Annotated in this window: 17 protein-coding genes; 14 read left to right on the forward strand and 3 right to left on the reverse strand. The window is 56.0% G+C overall.

Annotated features, from left to right (window positions below; translation table 11 throughout):
* The first annotated feature begins 13 nt into the window (after nucleotides 1-13).
* Nucleotides 14-4,486 (forward strand): Ig-like domain-containing protein, encoded by a 4,473-nt coding sequence (locus tag SP99_RS23020; RefSeq protein WP_053060131.1) that lies wholly within the window; start codon nucleotides 14-16, stop codon nucleotides 4,484-4,486.
* A gap of 48 nt (nucleotides 4,487-4,534) precedes the next feature.
* Nucleotides 4,535-6,661 (forward strand): peptidase domain-containing ABC transporter, encoded by a 2,127-nt coding sequence (locus SP99_RS02365; RefSeq protein ID WP_072060252.1) that lies wholly within the window; start codon nucleotides 4,535-4,537, stop codon nucleotides 6,659-6,661.
* A gap of 39 nt (nucleotides 6,662-6,700) precedes the next feature.
* Here the strand turns inward: SP99_RS02365 and yjgA are convergent, their stop codons facing one another.
* Nucleotides 6,701-7,252 carry a ribosome biogenesis factor YjgA gene (gene yjgA / locus SP99_RS02370; protein WP_008501414.1) on the reverse strand — a complete coding sequence of 184 codons (552 nt, stop codon included), beginning with the start codon at nucleotides 7,250-7,252 and terminating at the stop codon, nucleotides 6,701-6,703.
* Between the two features lie 95 nt (nucleotides 7,253-7,347).
* On the opposite strand from yjgA, the gene pmbA reads away from it, so the two are divergent.
* Both pmbA and cybC read left to right on the forward strand, forming a co-directional pair.
* Nucleotides 7,348-8,700: a metalloprotease PmbA gene (pmbA, locus tag SP99_RS02375; protein WP_032672597.1), complete on the forward strand. Its 1,353-nt coding sequence runs from the start codon at nucleotides 7,348-7,350 to the stop codon at nucleotides 8,698-8,700.
* Between the two features lie 38 nt (nucleotides 8,701-8,738).
* Nucleotides 8,739-9,125: a cytochrome b562 gene (gene cybC, locus SP99_RS02380; RefSeq protein ID WP_047957626.1), complete on the forward strand. Its 387-nt coding sequence runs from the start codon at nucleotides 8,739-8,741 to the stop codon at nucleotides 9,123-9,125.
* 70 nt (nucleotides 9,126-9,195) lie between these two features.
* Here the strand turns inward: cybC and SP99_RS02385 are convergent, their stop codons facing one another.
* On the reverse strand, nucleotides 9,196-9,351 hold the full coding sequence (locus SP99_RS02385) for a Hok/Gef family protein (protein ID WP_047957627.1): 156 nt from the start codon (nucleotides 9,349-9,351) through the stop codon (nucleotides 9,196-9,198).
* A 417-nt stretch (nucleotides 9,352-9,768) separates the two neighbouring features.
* Between SP99_RS02385 and SP99_RS02390 the strand changes: the two genes are divergently transcribed.
* Genes SP99_RS02390 through SP99_RS02435 form a run of 10 tightly spaced genes read left to right on the forward strand, consistent with a single transcriptional unit; the run spans nucleotide 9,769 to nucleotide 18,337 of the window.
* Nucleotides 9,769-10,107: a glycine dehydrogenase gene (locus SP99_RS02390; protein WP_025759077.1), complete on the forward strand. Its 339-nt coding sequence runs from the start codon at nucleotides 9,769-9,771 to the stop codon at nucleotides 10,105-10,107.
* A gap of 10 nt (nucleotides 10,108-10,117) precedes the next feature.
* On the forward strand, nucleotides 10,118-10,480 hold the full coding sequence (locus SP99_RS02395; protein WP_047957628.1) for an SFCGS family glycine-rich protein: 363 nt from the start codon (nucleotides 10,118-10,120) through the stop codon (nucleotides 10,478-10,480).
* A gap of 2 nt (nucleotides 10,481-10,482) precedes the next feature.
* Nucleotides 10,483-10,782, forward strand: coding sequence for a DUF4312 family protein (locus SP99_RS02400; RefSeq protein WP_006810338.1), 300 nt, complete (start codon nucleotides 10,483-10,485; stop codon nucleotides 10,780-10,782).
* Between the two features lie 22 nt (nucleotides 10,783-10,804).
* Nucleotides 10,805-11,581, forward strand: a complete 777-nt coding sequence (locus tag SP99_RS02405; RefSeq protein ID WP_025759080.1) for a DUF4311 domain-containing protein — start codon at nucleotides 10,805-10,807, stop codon at nucleotides 11,579-11,581.
* A 12-nt stretch (nucleotides 11,582-11,593) separates the two neighbouring features.
* A complete protein-coding gene (locus tag SP99_RS02410; protein ID WP_008501407.1) occupies nucleotides 11,594-12,235 on the forward strand; it encodes a DUF4310 family protein in 642 nt (213 codons plus the stop codon).
* 42 nt (nucleotides 12,236-12,277) lie between these two features.
* Complete coding sequence (locus SP99_RS02415) at nucleotides 12,278-13,411, forward strand: amidohydrolase/deacetylase family metallohydrolase (protein ID WP_047957629.1); 1,134 nt, start codon at nucleotides 12,278-12,280, stop codon at nucleotides 13,409-13,411.
* Complete coding sequence (locus SP99_RS02420; protein ID WP_047957630.1) at nucleotides 13,395-14,513, forward strand: DgaE family pyridoxal phosphate-dependent ammonia lyase; 1,119 nt, start codon at nucleotides 13,395-13,397, stop codon at nucleotides 14,511-14,513. The genes SP99_RS02415 and SP99_RS02420 overlap by 17 nt, the downstream gene beginning before the upstream one ends.
* On the forward strand, nucleotides 14,510-15,250 hold the full coding sequence (gene dagF / locus SP99_RS02425) for a 2-dehydro-3-deoxy-phosphogluconate aldolase (protein WP_025759082.1): 741 nt from the start codon (nucleotides 14,510-14,512) through the stop codon (nucleotides 15,248-15,250). The genes SP99_RS02420 and dagF overlap by 4 nt, the downstream gene beginning before the upstream one ends.
* A 20-nt stretch (nucleotides 15,251-15,270) precedes the next feature.
* On the forward strand, nucleotides 15,271-16,407 hold the full coding sequence (locus tag SP99_RS02430; RefSeq protein WP_047957631.1) for a lactonase family protein: 1,137 nt from the start codon (nucleotides 15,271-15,273) through the stop codon (nucleotides 16,405-16,407).
* A gap of 19 nt (nucleotides 16,408-16,426) precedes the next feature.
* Nucleotides 16,427-18,337, forward strand: a complete 1,911-nt coding sequence (locus tag SP99_RS02435) for a BglG family transcription antiterminator (protein ID WP_047957632.1) — start codon at nucleotides 16,427-16,429, stop codon at nucleotides 18,335-18,337.
* Nucleotides 18,338-18,369: 32 nt separating this feature from the next.
* Here the strand turns inward: SP99_RS02435 and nrdG are convergent, their stop codons facing one another.
* Nucleotides 18,370-18,834: an anaerobic ribonucleoside-triphosphate reductase-activating protein gene (gene nrdG, locus SP99_RS02440; RefSeq protein ID WP_047957633.1), complete on the reverse strand. Its 465-nt coding sequence runs from the start codon at nucleotides 18,832-18,834 to the stop codon at nucleotides 18,370-18,372.
* Between the last annotated feature and the right edge of the window lie 23 nt (nucleotides 18,835-18,857).

Consider the following 18,857-nt stretch of genomic DNA (forward strand, 5'->3'; position numbering starts at 1 on the left):
TCCGATCGTGGATGTGGATCCGCCGACCGTTCAGCTGCAGACCTCGTCGGACAGTGGCGCGATTGGTGACTTTGTCACCAATGATACTACGCCGACGCTAACCGGTATCTCGCTGCCGGGGAATACGGTCACGATATACATCAATGGTCGCGCTGTAGGTACCGCGCAGACGGACTCTACCGGGCGTTATAACTTCACGCTGCCGGAGAGGGCGGAGGGAACCTACACGGTCGAGGTCGGGATCATCAACCCAAATAACGGTGAAGAGGTGAAATCCAGCGCCACGAGCCTGGTGATTGATACCCACGTTGAACCTCTGAGCTGGGACGTTACGGGGATGAATGACGCTGGTTATTTGAATACCAACTCACCGGTAGTGCACGGGCTTTCCGAACCGGGAGCGAAAATCATCATCATGATCGATGGACGTGCGGTGATAGAAACCGTCGCGGCCAGCGACGGTAGCTGGTATGCCTCTGTTCCGAACATTGGTACGGACGGTGAGCATACACTCAGCTTCACGGTAACGGACGTGGCGGGTAACTCAGAAGATTTTGGTCCGCAGGAATTTGTGCTGGACACCTATATCGTCCCGTTAACCGTCGATCTGCGTGATGCGGATGACAGCGGCGTGAGCTCGACTGACAATATCACCAACAAATCGAAGGTCCATCTTGACGGTACCGCTGAAGCTGGCGCGATTATTACCATCGCCAATGCAAAAGGGGAGATTCTGGCGACAGTAACGGCCGATGAAAAAGGCGTCTGGAACTGTGAGATTAATCTGCAGGAAGGGTCACAAACCTTTGTGGTAACGGAAACCGACGCGGCAGGCAACACCGCCACGAAGAATATCGATATTGTCTGCGATACGAAAAACGCCATCACCGACATTGCCCTGACCAGGGAATCTAACAGTGCTGATGCGTATGATCTCATTACCAACGTGAAGGCACCGACAGTTACGGCTGTCACCGATCCCCAGGCCACGGTGGATATTTATGTTAATGACGTAAAAGTGGCTACCGTCACCGCCGATGCAGCTGGTGTGGTCGCCTGGACCATGCCGGAGAGCGTAGATGGTGCTTATACGATAAAAATGGTCTCCACGGATGCGGCAGGTAACGTTGCCACCAGTGAAACGACGACCATTGTGATCGATACCGTTATCGACAGCTTCAGTGTTGATACGTTGCTAGAACTGACAAACAGCAAGGCGCTGACGGTCACCGGGGCTGGCGAAGTGGGTGCCACGGTGACGGTGTACCTGAATGGCGTGGCAGTGGGGCAGGGAACCATCGACGAGAACGGTCATTGGTCCATACCGCTTATTCTTGGCAACGACGGGCAGTACACGCTGACGACCCAGATCACAGATAAGGCGGGGAATACCCAGACTAGCGACGCGTTTGACTTTACTTTAGACAGCAAGACGGATTATCCAACGATCAATCTTGATGACGCGTCTAATTCCGGCAGCCTGAGCGACAACATCACCAATGATAATACCCCAGCCTTCCATGGTACGGCGGAAGCGGGAGCCACGGTCTCTATCATGATCGATGAAGTCGTGGTGGCGACAGTGATTGCCGATGCGCAGGGCAACTGGACGTGGCAATCTCCTGGTACTATGGCCGATGGTGAGTACTCCATACGCGTGGTTGCGGAAGATGCCGCGGGTAACACGGCAGATTCTGCGCGCATATTATTGACGGTGGATACCAGCACCTGGATTGAGCTGGATTCGATGGTCAACGACTCGGGGATCTACAATGACGATTATGTCACGTCAAAAACGGCGCCCGTTTTCAAACTTAACGGTGAAACCGGGCAACTGGTGCAGGTATATATTGACGGAGTCTATGTCGAAACCATCACCCTTACCGGGCGTAATTATCAATATACCGTTCCGGAAGCCTTAGCGGACGGCAAGCACACCATCCGTTTTGATATCACCGATGCGGCAGGCAACACCGCCTCAACGGGTGAAAAATCATTTACCGTCGATACCGTCAATAACACGCCGGTGACACTGGACACGATTAACGGGGAGGGGATTGAGAGTTATACCTCCAAAGGAACCCTCTATATCAACGACTTCTCTCAGGGGGTAAGACTTGGCGGTAAAGCCGAAGCCAACAGCCTGATTGACGTGACGATTAACGGCTTACATGTGAGCCAGCAATGGGCAGACAGCAATGGCAACTGGAGTTTGCAGATTAACCCATTGATGCTGACTGACGGGACATGGACGATTGTCGTTAACTCGAAAGACGCCGCGGGGAATACTAACTCGTCCACCTTTACTATCGTGGTGGACACCGTTATCGACCAGTTCACCGCCAATCTGGAAAACGATAAAGATGCCTCGTCTGAGAAGTGGGCGGTAAATACCCGTCCTGCCACCTTTAGCGGGGTCGGTGAAGTGGGGGCGACCGTGACGTTACTGGTCGCAGGCATGGTCGTGGCAAGCGCGGTCGTGGCAGCAGATGGCACCTGGACAATCACCGCCAGCGATCTGCCGGAGGGTAATAATGCGTTAACGTTCCGGATTACCGATGCGGCGGGCAATAGCAACACCATCGAACAGGACCTGCTGGTGGATACGGTGACGCCGGGCACCCCAACAGTGCAGATCTCCACCTATAGCGAGGAGGGGAGCCTGTGGGTCTTGTCCGGTAAGGCTGAAGCCGGTACCACGATCGTCATTAAGGATAGCGCAGGCAATGTGGTGACCACGGTGATGGTGGACAGTAACGGTAACTGGAGCACGGCGATTAACTACCCTGACGGCGGTAAAATCACGGTGCAGGCCCAGGATAGCGCAACCAACATCAGCGATCCGTTGGCACTGGATGTGATGTTCTCGAAACCCGCCATTGCACTGGATGCGGCTTCTGACGGTGGGATCCTGGGGGATAATCTGACGAACGATTCAACACCGACCTTTGTGTTGAGCAACATCGAGAAAGATGTCACGGCAGTCAGTATGACCATCAATGGTATCACCGTGCAGGCGACGAAGGTTTCCGATGGCGTCTGGTCGGTGAACTGGACAGAACCGCTGAGCGATGGTCTGTGTAATGTCCAGGTTAAGGTGACGGACGGCGCTGGCAACATTGTGACGCAATCCTGGAGCTTTACCGTTGATACCCACGTGGATGCGGCGATCATTTCCCTTGATACCGACAGCGACACCGGCATTGTGGGCGATCACATTACCCAAAATCACCAGCCAATCTTTGTTCTGAGCAACATCGACGCCGATGCCACCCAGGTTCAGGTCACCCTGAACGGCAAAACGTACAACGCGGTGAAAGACGAGTCGGGCAACTGGACGTTCACCCCGGATGCGGCGCTGCCGGACGGCCACTGGACGCTGGATGTGAACGTCACCGATGCGGCGGGCAATACCGCTCACTCATCGCTGAACTTCACCATCGACACCACCATCAGTACGCCAGTGGTGACGATGGATGCGGGAAGCGACACCGGTGTGGCGGGAGATAACATCACCTCCAACGCGACGCCCGCGTTTACTCTTAGCAACATCGATGCCGACGCCACCCGGGTGCAGGTTACCCTGGACGGTAATACGTACGATGCGGTGAAAGATAAATCGGGCAACTGGACGTTCACCCCGGATTCGCCGCTGGCGGAAGGTCACTGGACGCTGGAGGTGAACGTCACCGATACGGCAGGCAATACGGCCAGCCAGTCGGTTGATTTTACCGTCGATAATCACATCGACACCTTCGATGTCACTTTCGCCAGTAATAGTGGTCAGGAAGAGAGTTGGATCAGCGATGATTCCACATTATCGTTTACCGGTCATGGTGAAGCAGGGGCGGAGATCACCGTCAAGCTGGATAACGGTGATGAAGTCACGACCCGGGTGGATCAGGAGGGGAACTGGAGCATTGACATTGAGAATGTCAACCAGGGAACCCATGAGCTGGTCTTTACCATTACTGACCAGGCGGGCAATACCAGTTCGTATACGCATAATGTTGATGTGGAGACGGAGTCCCCAGCCTTGTTGCAGAGCGTTCGCTATAGCGAAGCGCAGGATCCGGCACCGATCGAGGTGGAATCATCCCATCCGGTGTTCGAATTCAGTCTTGATGCGAATGTCACGCATGCCAGCGTCGAGCTGGACGGTACGGTCTATTCACTGACGCCGGCTGATTCCGGTCCAACGGTGTTTGAGGTACCCGTCGCGCTGGAGGAGGGCCCACATACTCTGGTCCTGCAAACCAAAGACAGCGCGGGGAATAGCGAGCGTCAGGAGGTGCCGTTTACCGTGGATACCAGCTCTGGCAGCGTTATCGCCAGTATGGATGAGCACAGTCAGAGCCACGACGACTCGCCACAATCCGCTGCTGACGCTGGCACCTCGCATCAGGCTGCCAGCTTCGCAGCCGAGGTGATGAGCATCACGCCTGTTGTTGAAGAGCATCACGACGATCAGTCTCAGCATCAATAATCAACGTCCCCCCGGTCGGCAACGACCGGGGGTTGAGTAAAGATATCCATGAATGATTTCACGTTATATGATTTAGGCCTTGCGGGCGTGATGCGCTATATTGCAAAAAACCATGATTCCCGCATCGAGGTAGACGAAAAGAAGATCCCGGTTAACCTCTCTCGTTATGATAAAAACGATCCTGCACACGAAGTGCAGATCAAAAACTATTTTCTGTCGTTAGGTCTGGTGATTCATGAGGTAAAATTCTCCCGACCAGAAGATCTCCTTAACGAGCATATGCCGTTGATCATACTCACGTCAGCCATGCAATGGATGGTGTGCGTCGGCTGTCAGGAAGGGGGATTGCAGCTGGTTTCGCGAAACAATGAGTTTGGCGTCATTGAGTGCGAATCCGATCATTTGAATGAACTTTCCGTTTTTCTTATTCAGCCGCTGAGCGGTATGAGCGAGTCTATACGTATTAGCGAAATACTAAAAACGGGGCTGCGAAATAATAAAATTTTTTATAGTAAATATTTTTTCACTTCGCTGTTTATGGCGCTTTTTGCGCTGACGATCCCGGTATTTAGTAACCTGTATTATGATAAACTGGTTCCCAGTTCGTCCGCAGCCTCATTGTTCGGCGTCACCGCGATTGTCCTGGTCTTTGTCATTTTTGAATTTTTACTCCGTTCATCAAAAGATATTTACCAGTCCATTGTTTCACGACAGGAGGATGTTAACGTTGATGTGTCCTTTGTCGAGTCGTTAATTTATAACACCACCAAAACGAGTTCAATGTCCTCGGTCTTCATTCTCTGGACTGAGTTTCAAAAGATTAAGCCGGTTCTGTTGAACTCCGTTTTCCAGCGCATGTCTGATATTCCTGTTTTTATTATTTTCAGCATTATTATTTATGTGAACCTCGGTATGCTGGTGATGATCCCGGTGACGCTAATGGCCTTATCGTTGGTACTGGCCTGGGTGAACTATAAATATACCGAAATCCTGATGGATAAAATGAAGGAGAGCCAGTCTAACCGTAACGTGTTCATTACGGAACTGCTGTACTCATTGCGAACAATCCACACGCTGAATAACAAAAACTTGATGCTGGACTGGGTCAATAGCAGTAACAACCAGTCATGGCTCAGTCTTAAAATTCGTAAAGCGAGCGTCTATTATCAGTCTGCACTTGGCGCAATGTCGAATTTGAATCAAATTCTGCTGATGGTGTTTGCATTCTTTCTGGTGATTAAAGGCGAAATCACTACCGGGGCAATTATTTCGTCAGTCATCGTGTCAGGGCGTATGTCCGGGATTATTTCCGGGCTGGCTTCCACCCTTTCAACGATTTTCACCACCAATAAAAGCATCTCCGATTTAATGAAGATGTTTGTGTCAGAACAGCAGGAACAAAAACTTCTGCAATCCGTCGTTAATCTGCAAGGGGACATTGCCCTGCGGGCGGTGAATTATCAATACGACCCTCAGTTGCCAAAAGCACTCGATAATATCACCCTGGATATTCCTAAGGGACAGCGGGTAGCCATCGTGGGCGAATGCGGTTCCGGCAAAAGTTCTCTGGTCTCGCTGCTTTCCGGCTATTGCCCGCCCACAGAAGGTAGCATTATGTATGACGGTTATAATTCTCGCCATCTGGCGCAGAACTTTTTCAGCCGTTTCATCAGTATGGTGACGAACCAGGACACGCTTTTTACAGGCAGTATTGAAAGCAATTTCTCCTTAAAAGAGTGCAATAACCGCAAGCGGGTAATTGAGGCGCTTCAGGTGACCAACTGCGGGTTCGTTTTGCAGCATCCGATGGGGCTGCGTTATCCGGTGAGTTTTATGGCGCGCAATCTCTCTTCCGGACAAAACCAGCAGCTATTGCTCGCCAGAAGCCTGAGCAGCGAGGCGGAAATATACCTCTGGGATGAACCCACCTCCAGTATGGACGAAGTGACGGAGCAACGTATTTTTGAACATCTCGATCATTTCATCCAGGATAAAACATTGATCATGGTGACGCATCGCCGCTATCTGCTGAAATATTTCGACCGGGTGCTGGTGATGAAAGGAGGGAAAATCATCCGCGATTGCGCGCCAGATAAATTACCGGGAATGGCAAAGCCTGAACAGCCCGGGAAGGCTGTTCGGGTGAAAGTTGGTGGTGCTGCAGCGGTGAGTTGAACCGTCAGAGGGAGCGCGCAAAGGTCATTTGCTCGTGCCTTACTCTTCGTTCTCAGACAGTTCGCGCAGATACTGGAAAATCAGGCGCGCAGACTTCGGCGGCTTATTCCCTTCTTTCTCTTTCTTCGCGTTACGGATCAGGGAACGCAGCTGCTGGCGGTCGGCATCCGGCCACAGGTTCAGCACTTCCGGTACGGCGTCATCACCCTGTTCAATCAGACGATCGCGGATCTGCTCCAGCTTATGGAACAGCGCAACCTGCTGGTTATGGCGGTTTTTCAGCTTGTCCAGCGCCTGGCGGATCGGATCAACGTCGCGCTGACGCAGCATTTTACCGATAAGCTGAAGCTGGCGACGACGGCCTTCTTTTTTGATTTTCTGTGCCAGTTCAATGGCATCACGCAGATCCTGGTCGAGCGGGATCTTATCCAGCGCGTTTTTACCCAGTTCCACCATTTCTGCGCCAAGCTGTTTTAACTCTTCGGCGTCACGTTTAATTTCACTTTTACTGACCCAGATGATCTCATCATCTTCGTCTTCGATGTCATCACCGGGAACGTCGTCGAGCCAGTCTTCGGGCTGCTTAGTCATGTCAGGCTCCTTAAAAAAAGAGGCTAATGTTACCAGTTAAGACGCGCACTGAAAAACGGTTCTCTGTTAGACTTCAGTTAACTCTCTCTTACAGTATGGCATTTGCGATGAAAGTAACCTCACAAGTTGAAGCGCAGCGTAAGATTCTGGAAGAAGCCGTCTCCACCGCGCTGACGCTCGCTTCAGGTAAATCAGATGGCGCCGAAGTGGCGGTCAGCAAAACCACCGGTATTAGCGTGAGTACCCGCTATGGCGAAGTGGAAAATGTAGAATTCAACAGCGATGGCGCGCTTGGGATCACGGTGTATCACCAGAATCGCAAAGGCAGTGCCTCCTCGACCGACCTCAGCCCGGATGCCATTGCCCGTACGGTGCAGGCGGCGCTGGATATCGCCCGTTATACCTCGCCAGACCCTTACGCTGGCGTGGCGGATAAAGAGCTGCTGGCCTTTGATGCCCCGGATCTCGACCTTTTCCACCCGGCGGACGTCACCCCGGACGAAGCCATTGAACTGGCAGCCCGCGCTGAGCAGGCTTCCCTGCAGGCCGATAAACGTATTACCAATACCGAAGGCGGCAGCTTCAACAGCCATTACGGCATCAAAGTGTTCGGCAACAGCCACGGCATGCTGCAGGGCTACTGCTCCACCCGTCATTCGCTCTCCAGCTGCGTGATCGCCGAAGAGAACGGCGACATGGAGCGCGACTACGCCTACACCATTGGCCGCGCGCTGGGGGATTTACAGTCTCCGGAGTGGGTCGGTAAAGAATGCGCCGAACGCACGCTGTCGCGCCTGTCACCGCGTAAACTCTCCACCATGAAGGCCCCGGTCATTTTTGCCAATGAAGTGGCGACCGGACTGTTTGGCCATCTGGTGGGCGCTATCGCCGGGGGCTCCGTGTACCGTAAATCGACCTTCCTGCTCGACTCGCTGGGCAAGCAGATCCTGCCGGACTGGCTGACCATCGAAGAGCATCCGCACCTGCTGAAAGGCCTCGCCTCCACACCGTTCGACAGCGAAGGCGTGCGTACCGAACGTCGTGATATCGTCAAAGACGGCGTGCTGACCCAGTGGTTGCTGACCAACTACTCCGCGCGCAAGCTGGGGCTGAAAAGCACCGGGCACGCAGGTGGCATCCATAACTGGCGCATCGCCGGACAGGGCCTGAGCTTTGAGCAGATGCTGAAAGAGATGGGCACCGGGCTGGTCGTCACAGAGCTGATGGGCCAGGGCGTGAGCGGCATCACCGGGGATTACTCTCGTGGTGCGGCGGGCTTCTGGGTTGAAAATGGCGAAATCCAGTATCCGGTGAGCGAAATTACCATTGCCGGCAACCTGAAGGACATGTGGCGCAATATCGTTACGGTCGGTAACGATATTGAAACACGCAGCAATATACAGTGTGGTTCTGTATTACTCCCGGAAATGAAAATCGCCGGACAATAGAGATAGCGTTTTGTTAATAATAAAAAAGGAAGTGAGCAATGCGTAAACATCTGTTAGCGATCGTCGCGGCTTCAACGCTGGTTCTTGGCTCTTCTGCGTTTGCTGCCGATCTTGAAGACGACATGGGCATCCTCGGGCAAAACCTGAAGGTGGTGCAGAAAACGGACAATGCGGCGGAAATGAAAGACGCGCTGACCAAAATGCGTGAAGCGGCGGTGGATGCCCAGAAAGCAACACCGCCTAAGCTTGAAAACAAAGCGGCAGACAGTGCCGAGATGAAAGACTACCGTCACGGCTTTGACGTGCTGGTAGGGCAAATCGACGGTGCGCTGAAGCTCGCCAACGAAGGCAAAGTGAAAGAAGCCCAGGCCGCGGCCGAGCAGTTTGTGACGACGCGCAACACGTATCATAAAAAGTACCGTTAATTGGGTGCCTGAGCTGTACGTCCTTCCTCCGTATGCGGAGGCGCACTGCGCGCCTCCACATCTTTGCTCCCTACTTGCCGGAGCGACAATCCATCCGCGCTATCACTTCAAGCGAGCCGTTTTGAAAACGGATCTCGCACAGTGTTTTCCTCGTCACCAGCGTTAAGATGATTATTGTCAAAGCAACAATCATCAAAACCCGGATAATTGGGGATTGGCGTTTCATGGATGCCTCCTTGCTTTAAAGCGGGCGAGGTAGCGAACTCCACGGTCGTGACGTGTTGTTTCGAGCCCCCGCCCTGATTTTTTATCAGGCGGGGCTTTCCACTTTCCGTCCCTTGCCTGAGACGGTCAGTCTCAAGCACCCGTCGCCACTCTAGCGAATCCCCATAAGAAAACCTTATCCACGTCACATTTCTACGAGCCGACTCGTAATCTTTTCCACTTCGCTGACCTGTTTCTTGCCGCGTAATAGCGTGATATTCATCACGTAAATACAGTGGTTTATCCAGATTCAGCGAATTTATGTGGCACAGATCACTGCTGCGGCCCGCCTTTCCACTTCGAAGTGGAAAACAACTCGCTACAAACCCTTTCCCCCCGCCGTTAGTTTACTTACAGAGCCATTAACGGGGTAAGACCAGTGAGTAACGGAGCGGTAATGAACGACGTTGGGGAACAGGCAGTGCAAACAGAGCAGCTTGCGAACACGATGCTGCAGCAGGTTTACGCCCTGCTGGCCCGGCACAACATCATCCCCAATGCGGTACAGGAGCAAATGCTCACCTCCCACGTTCGTGCGATGGCGCACCGGTCCGTGACCGGCGAGCCGCTGCCGGAGGTTGAAGCGGAGCTGTTCGACGAAATTTCACCGGATTCAATGCGGCTGGCACGTGAAGTGGTGGCGCAGTTTGGCAACCTTCCTGATGAAGAGGCCTGGCTGCTCTCCGTTCACTTTGAAGTCGCGAAAGACAACCTTTAAGGAGCAACACATGGAACAGATTACAGTCGTGATTGGCGATCGCCTGGGTAAAGGTCAGAAAGTGGCCACTGGTGTGGAAAAAGCGGGTGGACGCGCGGTGGTTGTGCCGGGCATGGCCGCGGATATGAAGCTGGGCGACGTGATGAAAGCGGAAAACGCCACCTTCGGTATCTCCTTCTGCGGTAGCGGCGGCGCGGGCGCCATCACCGCCCAGACCAAATATGGCTACAAAGCCAAATACGGTATGCGTTCCGTGGATGAAGGTGTGACTGCCATCAACGAAGGCTGCAACGTGCTGGGCTTTGGCTTTATGGATAAAGAAGAGCTGGGCGAGCGTCTGGTGCAGGCGTGGCAGAAAAAATACGGCGCATAAGCATGAAAGAACAGTTCACAACCACGGTGAGAGTGAAGGGGAAAGGCGACGCCAAAGCGCGCGCCTTTGCCGACGCGCTCAACCACGTTCAGGCCGCGGTGATGAAAGCCTCACCGCATATCTTACTGCGTATTGAGCCACAGGATGTGCAGGTCGTTCAGGCGCAAGAAGCGGTGCGAAAAGAAGCCTTTCTGTTCTTCTTTCTGCGCCGGGAAAGACGCACCTACAGCGTGGAGCTGGATGTGACCGTCAACGTGACCGCCATCAATCTTGACCAGGTGGATTTCGTCACGCAACGCTGATTATTCATAAAAGGGCAGACTGATGTTCTTAATTATATTAATAAAATCGCTCATCATCGGCGGCCTGGTAGGCGTCGGTGTCGGGGCCGGGGCTGCACGCATGTTTCATGCGCCTACCACACAGGGGATGGGCGCGTTTCGTACGTTGGGGGAGCTGAACTCCTGCGAAGGGGATCCGGCGTCTCACTTCTCCTTTGGGTTAGGTTTCTTCTTTAACGCCTGGGCCTCTTCCGTGGCCGCAGGGGCTTTCACACAGGACGTTGACCACCGCATCATCCCGAACTGGGGTGCGGCTGCATTGATGATCAAAAACCGTAACGTCGGCGAAACGCTGCACGACCCGCGCAAAATGGCGATTGCCTGCGGCGTGATCGGCATGGTCGTCGTGACCTTCCTGAACCTGACCGCCTCCTCGGTCCCTGCCGCACTGCAGGTCACCGCCGTGAAGGTGCTGGTACCGGCGGCGAACCTGCTGGTCAACACCGTGATGCCGGTGATTTTCTGGCTGGCGGCCATCGACGCAGGTAAAAAATCGGGCTTCTGGGCCACCATCTTCGGCGGCGCAGCGCAGCTGATTATGGGCAACGCCGTACCGGGCCTGGTACTGGGGATCCTGATCGGTAAAGGCGTGGAAGAGAGCGGCTGGAACCACGTCACCAAAGTGATGATGGCGGCGATCGTCCTGCTCTTCGTGCTGAGCGGCTTCTTCCGCGGCTTCGACATGAAGATGATCGAATCCTTCCATCTGACCGTGCCGAACTGGCTCGACATGATCCACAACTCGCTCAGCGGTAAATAACAGGAGCCTGCAATGGAACAGAATAAAGGTTTTTGGTATGCCGACTGGTCGTTCCCGATCTTCGTTGGCCTGCTCTCCTCCGGCGTGTTCGCCGGGACGCACATGTACTACCTCTATGGCATCGGCGCGTTTAACGAAGTGGCTTTCGTGGCGATGCTGAAAGCCGGGATTGATACCGGCGTCTACGGCGCGGTGGCGGCGTTTGGCGCGAGCTTCCTGTTCGCCCGCATTATCGAAGGCTCGCTGGTCGGTATTCTCGACATCGGCGGCGCCATCCAGACCGGCGTGGGGCTGGGGGTTCCGGCACTGCTGCTGGGGGCGGGCATCATGTTCCCGGTGACCAACTTTATTGCCGCGCTGATCACCGGGCTGGTGATTGGTCTGGCGATTGGCTACGTCATTATCCTGGCGCGTAAGTTCACCATCAACCAGAGCAACTCCACTTACGGCGCAGACGTCATGATGGGCGCAGGTAACGCCTCCGGCCGCTTCCTGGGGCCGTTGATTATCCTCAGCGCCATGACTGCCTCCATCCCGATTGGCGTGGGCTCCCTGCTGGGCGCGCTGCTGTTCTACATCTGGCAGAAGCCCATTACCGGTGGCGCCATTCTGGGTGCAATGATTTTAGGCTGGCTGTTCCCGGTCGCCCTTTAATACCTGCGGGCGCGCTGGCGCCCGCCTTATCAGGAGAACCCCATGTTTGATTTACTCCTGCGCCGCGCGCGCCTTGCCGACGATACCCTGACCGATATCGCCATTCAGGACGGTTCGATCGCGGCGCTGGGCAAGATTGATGCTCCCGCACATAAGACGGTTGAGCTGAACGGTGACGTGTTCGTCAGCGCAGGCTGGATTGACTCCCACGTTCACTGCTACCCGAACTCCCCGATTTACCACGACGAACCGGACAGCGTCGGGATTGCCACCGGCGTCACCAGCGTGGTGGATGCGGGCAGTACCGGGGCAGACGACGTGGACGATTTCTATGAAATTACCCGCAAAGCCACCACCGAGGTGTTCGCGCTGCTGAACATCTCCCGCGTAGGGCTGATTGCCCAGAATGAGCTGGCCAATATGGCCAATATTGACGCCGAGGCGGTGAAGCAGGCGGTAAAACGCCACCCTGATTTTATCGTCGGCCTGAAAGCGCGCATGAGCAGCAGCGTGGTCGGTGACAACGGTATTACGCCGCTTGCGCGCGCGAAAGCCATCCAGAAAGAGAACGGCGACCTGCCGCTGATGGTGCACATCGGCAATAACCCGCCAAACCTCGACGAAATCGCCGAATTGCTGAGCTCGGGCGACATCATCACCCACTGCTATAACGGCAAACCCAACCGCATTCTGACGCCTTCCGGCGAGCTGCGTGCGTCCATTACGTCTGCGCTGAAGCGCGGCGTACGGCTGGACGTTGGCCACGGTACGGCGAGCTTCAGCTTTGAGGTGGCAAAACGTGCCATCGCGATGGGCATTCTGCCCCACACCATCAGCTCGGATATCTACTGCCGCAACCGCATCAATGGCCCGGTCGGGTCGCTGGCGAGCGTGATGTCTAAATTCCTCGCCATCGGCATGTCATTGCCACAGGTGATTGACTGCGTGACCGCGAACGCGGCTGATGGCCTGCGACTGGCGCGCAAAGGGCGCATTCAGCCCGGCCTTGACGCCGACCTGACGCTGTTCACCGTTAAACGTCAGCCGACGGTGCTGACGGATGCCGAAAACGACAGCCTGCAGGCTGAACACATTCTGGTGCCGCTTGCCGCGATCCGCGCGGGCAAGGGCTACATGACCGAACAAGGGAGCACGGAACATGCCTTCGATTTATGAGAAGTACAACTTAAAGCAGGTTATCAACACCTCCGGCCGCATGACGGCGCTGGGCGTCTCCACGCCGCGCCCGGAAGTGGTTCAGGCGGCGATGGACGGCATGAATCACTATTTCGAGATGAAGGATCTGGTTAACAAAACCGGGGAATACATCGCGAAGCTGCTGGACGTTGAAGGGGCGACGGTGGTCTCCTGCGCCTCGGCGGGCATTGCCCAGTCGGTGGCGGCGGTGCTGGTGAAAGACAGCGACTGGCTGCTGGAAAACCTGCACGTGACGCCCGTTGAGAACAACGAGATCGTCCTGCCGAAAGGGCACAACGTTAACTTCGGCGCGCCGGTGGGCACCATGGTGGCGCTGGGCGGCGGCAGGGTGGTGGAAGCGGGCTATGCCAACGAATGTTCCGCCGATCAGCTGGCGGCGGCAATCACCCCACGCACCGCGGCGATCCTGTACATCAAATCGCACCACTGCGTGCAGAAAAGCATGCTCAGCGTTGAGCAGGCAGCGGTGGTGGCGCGTAAACACGATCTTCCGCTGATCGTCGACGCGGCAGCGGAAGAAGATCTGCATACCTACTACCGATCCGGGGCCGATCTGGTGATCTACAGCGGCGCGAAGGCGATTGAAGGGCCTACCAGCGGGCTGGTGATCGGCAAGACCCGCTACGTCGAGTGGGTGAAGCGCCAGACGGCGGGCATTGGCCGCGCGATGAAGGTCGGCAAAGAGGGGATCCTCGGCCTGACCTGCGCCATCGAATACTACCTGACGGCGACCAAAGAGAGCGGTGCGGAAATGGTGGCGAAGATGACGCCGTTTATCGACGCACTCAATACCCTGAACGGCGTCACGGCGCGCGTGGTCTGGGACAGCGCGGGTCGCGATATCGCGCGCACCGAGATTAAGTTCGACGAAGCCATTACCGGCATCGGCACCGGCGAGCTGGTGAATGCCCTGAAGCAGGGCGAATACGCCATTTACTTCCGTGGCTACAAGGCCAACGAAGGGATCATCGAAGCGGACGTGCGCAGCGTGAATGCTGACCAGTTGAACATTGTGTACCGTCGCATTAGTGAAGTGTTAGGACAGGAGAATAAGGCATGAAACTGACCCCCAATTTTTACCGTGACCGCGTCTGTCTGAATGTGCTGGCAGGTTCGAAGGCTAACGCCAGCGCCATTTACGAGGCGGCGGAAGGTCATGTGCTGGTGGGCGTGCTCTCCAAAAATTATCCGGACGTAGCCAGCGCGGTCGCTGATATGCGTGAGTACGCAGCGCTGATTGACAACGCGCTCTCGGTAGGACTTGGCGCAGGCGACCCGAACCAGTCGGCGATGGTGAGCGAAATCGCCCGCCAGGTGCAGCCGCAGCACGTCAATCAGGTCTTTACCGGCGTCGCCACCAGCCGCGCACTGCTGGGGCAGAACGACTCCGTGGTCAACGGTCTGGTCTCACCGACCGGCACCGTCGGCATGGTGAAAATCTCCACCGGCCCGCTGAGTAGCGCAGCTATGGACGGCATTGTGCCGGTGGAAACGGCAATTGCCCTTCTGAAAGATTTTGGCGGCAGCTCAATCAAATACTTCCCGATGGGCGGGCTCAAGTGCCGTGACGAATATCAGGCTGTAGCAGTAGCCTGCGCCCGTCACGACTTCTGGCTGGAGCCGACAGGGGGAATCGATCTGGAGAATTTTGAGGAGATCCTGCAGATCGCCCTGGACGCAGGCGTGAGCAAAATCATCCCGCATATCTACAGCTCGATTATCGACAAAGCCAGCGGCGATACGCGTCCGGAAGATGTGCGTACGTTGCTTGAAATGACGAAGAAACTCGTTAAGTAATACCTTCAACAGGAGCCACCATGCATACCCGTAACCTGCTTGTCGCTTCACTCTCTTTACTTGCCAGCGCCGCTGTCGCCCAGATGCAGTACGCCTGGGTGGGTACCTATAACCCTAACGGGGAAGGGCTGTACCGCTTTACCGTTGACCCGCAAACCGGCGCGCTCGGCAATAAAACGCTGGTGAGCAAACTGCCGAACGCCGCGCAGCTGACCGTCTCGCCCGACGGCAAAACGCTCTATCTGGCAAGCGAAGTGGAGCAGGGCGTGGTGCAGGCGCTGCGCATCGGCGATAAGGGTGAGCTGAGCGAGCTCAATCAGGTGGCGTCCGGCGGGGCCGGGCCGGTTTATCTTTCGCTGACGCCAAATGGCCAGCATCTGCTGGTGGCCAACTACGTCAGCGGGTCGATTGCCGTTCTGCCGGTTAAGGCAGACGGCAGCCTGGGGGAGGCCACGGACATCCATCAGGATCAGGGCGAACCGGGCGCGGCAAAACCGGAAGCGGCCGCTGAAGGCAGTTTTGCCATCAGCGATCACAACGGACCTCATGCGCACATGATCGCCGCCGATCCCAGCGGGAAATACGTGTTTTCCACCGATCTGGGGTTAGATCGCATCTACCAGTACCGCCTGGACGAGCGAACCGGCACGCTGACACCAAACGATCCGCCGTTTATTCGCGCCTCCTCAAAAGGGGCTGGACCGCGCCATTTCGTCTTCACGCCGAAGGGGGACGCCCTGTGGCTGATTAATGAAGAGGCGTCGACGCTCACCCACTATGCCGTGCAGGCCAACGGTACGTTGAAAGAGGGCAAAACGGTGTCTGCCCTGCCGGAAGGGTACAAAGGCACCAGTTTTGCGGCGGGGCTGGCGTTAAGCGCCGATGGTAAACAGCTGTATGTGGCTAACCGTTTGCATAACAGCATCGGGCACTTTACCGTAACAGCGGAGGGCACGCTGACGCATCAGGATGATGTCTGGACGCGAGGTGATTACCCGCGCACCCTGACGCTCGATAAACAGGGCCGCTGGCTGTACGTTATGAACCAGCGTAGCGACAACATTACCCGTTTCCGCGTCGGTCAGGACGGCAGGCTAAGCGTTGAGCCAGACTATACTCCGGTCGGCAGCCCATCCCAGATGGTCATTTCACCTTAAGCCGTAAGAGGACAACGACGTGCGATTCCCGAACCAACGTTTAGCGCAACTTTTCGATCTGTTGCAAAACGAGACGCTGCCACAGGACGAGCTGGCGCAGCGGCTGTCGGTCTCCACGCGAACCGTCCGTGCGGATATCACCGCCCTCAACGCGCTGCTGGCAGGCCACGGCGCGCAGTTCATTCTGAGCCGGGGCAACGGCTACCAGCTCAAAATTGAGGATGCCGAGCGCTATCAGCAGCTGCAGGCCTCCCACCCGCGTGCGCTGCGCATTCCGCGGACCGGGCCGGAGCGCGTGCACTATCTGGTGGTGCGTTTTCTGACCTCGGCCTTTTCCCTCAAGCTTGAGGATCTGGCGGACGAGTGGTTCGTCAGCCGCGCCACGCTGCAGAGCGACATGGCCGAGGTGCGCGAGTGGTTCCACCGCTATAACCTGACGCTGGAAACCCGTCCTCGCCACGGGATGAAGCTGTTTGGCAGCGAGATGGCGATCCGCGCGTGCCTGACCGATCTGCTCTGGGAGCTGGCCCAGCAGGACAGCCTGAATCCACTGGTGACGGAGGTTGCGCTGAATGCGGGCGTGGCGGAGCAGATGGTACCGGTGCTGCACGACGCACTGACGCATCATCACATCCGCCTGACCGACGAAGGCGAGCTGTTCCTGCGCCTCTACTGCGCGGTGTCGGTGCGCCGCATCAGCGAAGGTTACCCGCTGCCGGAATTCCATGCCGAAGACGTGGAAGAGAACGTGCGCGAGGCGGCGAAAGATATCGCCGTGACCCTCCAGCAGCTGGCGGGCAAAGCGCTTTCACCTTCGGAGGAGAGCTGGCTGTGCGTTCACATCGCCGCGCGGCAGATCCAGGAGATTGCGCCCAGCGCCATAAATGCCGACGACGACGAAGCGCTGGTTAACTATATCCTGCGCTACATTAACACCCACTATAACTACAACCTGCTCAGCGACGAACAGCTGCATGCGGATCTGCTCACGCACATCAAAACCATGATCACCCGCGTGCGGTATCAAATCATGATCCCGAATCCGCTGCTGGATAACATCAAGCAGCACTACCCGATGGCGTGGGATATGACCCTGGCGGCGGTGTCGAGCTGGGGCAAATATACGCCGTATGTGATCAGCGAAAACGAGATTGGCTTCCTGGTGCTGCACATCGGCGTCGGGCTGGAGCGCCACTACAACATCGGCTACCAGCGCCAGCCGCGCGTGCTGCTGGTGTGTGACGCCGGTAACGCCATGGTGCGCATGATTGAGGCGGTGCTGCAGCGCAAATACCCGCAAATTGAGATGACGCGCACCCTCACCCTGCGCGAGTACGAGCTGACCGAATCCATCAGCGAAGATTTTGTTATTTCCACCGTCCGCGTCAGTGAAAAGTCGAAACCGGTGGTGATGATCGCCCCGTTCCCGACGGATTACCAGCTGGAGCAGATCGGCAAGCTGGTGCTGGTGGACCGCACCCGCCCGTGGATGCTGGATAAATACTTTGACGCAGCCCATTTCCGCATTATTAACACGCCTGTTGACCAGCAGACCCTGTTCCGGGAGCTGTGCGAACAGCTTGAAGAAGAGGGATTTGTGGGGGAAGCCTTTCTGGAGTCGGTCGTTGAGCGTGAGGCCATCGTCAGCACCATGCTCGGGGACGGCATCGCGCTGCCGCACTCCCTCGGCCTGCTGGCGCAGAAAACGGTGGTCTATACCGTCCTCGCCCCGCAGGGCATCCCGTGGGGTGACGAAACCGCGCACGTCATCTTCCTGCTCGCCATCAGCAAAAGCGAGTACGAAGAGGCGATGGCGATTTACGATATCTTCGTCACCTTCCTGCGTGAACGGGCGATGTCGCGGCTCTGTAGCTGTGGGGATTTTGCCGGGTTTAAGGCGGTGGCGATGGAGAGTTTGAGTCGGTTTTGACGTTCAGGCGGACAGAGAATATCCGCCTTCATTCAACGCAGATGATGCACGACCTGGTTACTGCTGCCTCGCCAGATAAGCGACGGGTCTTTTAAATCCTGCATAAACTTGCCGTCGACCAGCACGTTAATCAGGTCCACGACCTCCCTCTGAGCCGCATTCAGTTCATCCAGCTTATAGCCCGTCCAGACCCAGATGTCTTTTCCCGCACATTCGCGGCGAATGCGTTTCACCAGCTTCAGAATATCCGGCACGTTTTGCGGATGCAGCGGATCGCCGCCGGAGAGCGAAATCCCCTGGCGTTTGATGCGTGTGTCGTTCAGGTCGTTGATGATCCTGTCTGCCATCTCAGCGGTAAACGGTATGCCGGAATTGAGGCGCCAGGTGCTTTTGTTATAGCAGCCGGGGCACTCGTGCACGCAGCCGGAAACGAACAGGGTGCAGCGGGTGCCGGGGCCGTTAACGATGTCGACGGGGTAGTACTGGTGATAGTTCATAACGTTAACCTGATGCCCTCACC

Source organism: Enterobacter sp. BIDMC92, assembly GCF_001030225.1.
GTDB lineage: Bacteria > Pseudomonadota > Gammaproteobacteria > Enterobacterales > Enterobacteriaceae > Enterobacter > Enterobacter sichuanensis.

Bases quoted from the DNA above. Each gene is read 5' to 3' on its own strand.
- SP99_RS02365 (WP_072060252.1), top strand. From the start codon at position 4,535: ATGAATGATTTCACGTTATATGATTTAGGCCTTGCGGGCGTGATGCGC.
- yjgA (WP_008501414.1), bottom strand. From the start codon at position 7,252: ATGACTAAGCAGCCCGAAGACTGGCTCGACGACGTTCCCGGTGATGAC.
- pmbA (WP_032672597.1), top strand. From the start codon at position 7,348: ATGGCATTTGCGATGAAAGTAACCTCACAAGTTGAAGCGCAGCGTAAG.
- cybC (WP_047957626.1), top strand. From the start codon at position 8,739: ATGCGTAAACATCTGTTAGCGATCGTCGCGGCTTCAACGCTGGTTCTT.
- SP99_RS02385 (WP_047957627.1), bottom strand. From the start codon at position 9,351: ATGAAACGCCAATCCCCAATTATCCGGGTTTTGATGATTGTTGCTTTG.
- SP99_RS02395 (WP_047957628.1), top strand. From the start codon at position 10,118: ATGGAACAGATTACAGTCGTGATTGGCGATCGCCTGGGTAAAGGTCAG.
- SP99_RS02400 (WP_006810338.1), top strand. From the start codon at position 10,483: ATGAAAGAACAGTTCACAACCACGGTGAGAGTGAAGGGGAAAGGCGAC.
- SP99_RS02405 (WP_025759080.1), top strand. From the start codon at position 10,805: ATGTTCTTAATTATATTAATAAAATCGCTCATCATCGGCGGCCTGGTA.
- SP99_RS02410 (WP_008501407.1), top strand. From the start codon at position 11,594: ATGGAACAGAATAAAGGTTTTTGGTATGCCGACTGGTCGTTCCCGATC.
- SP99_RS02415 (WP_047957629.1), top strand. From the start codon at position 12,278: ATGTTTGATTTACTCCTGCGCCGCGCGCGCCTTGCCGACGATACCCTG.
- SP99_RS02420 (WP_047957630.1), top strand. From the start codon at position 13,395: ATGCCTTCGATTTATGAGAAGTACAACTTAAAGCAGGTTATCAACACC.
- dagF (WP_025759082.1), top strand. From the start codon at position 14,510: ATGAAACTGACCCCCAATTTTTACCGTGACCGCGTCTGTCTGAATGTG.
- SP99_RS02430 (WP_047957631.1), top strand. From the start codon at position 15,271: ATGCATACCCGTAACCTGCTTGTCGCTTCACTCTCTTTACTTGCCAGC.
- nrdG (WP_047957633.1), bottom strand. From the start codon at position 18,834: ATGAACTATCACCAGTACTACCCCGTCGACATCGTTAACGGCCCCGGC.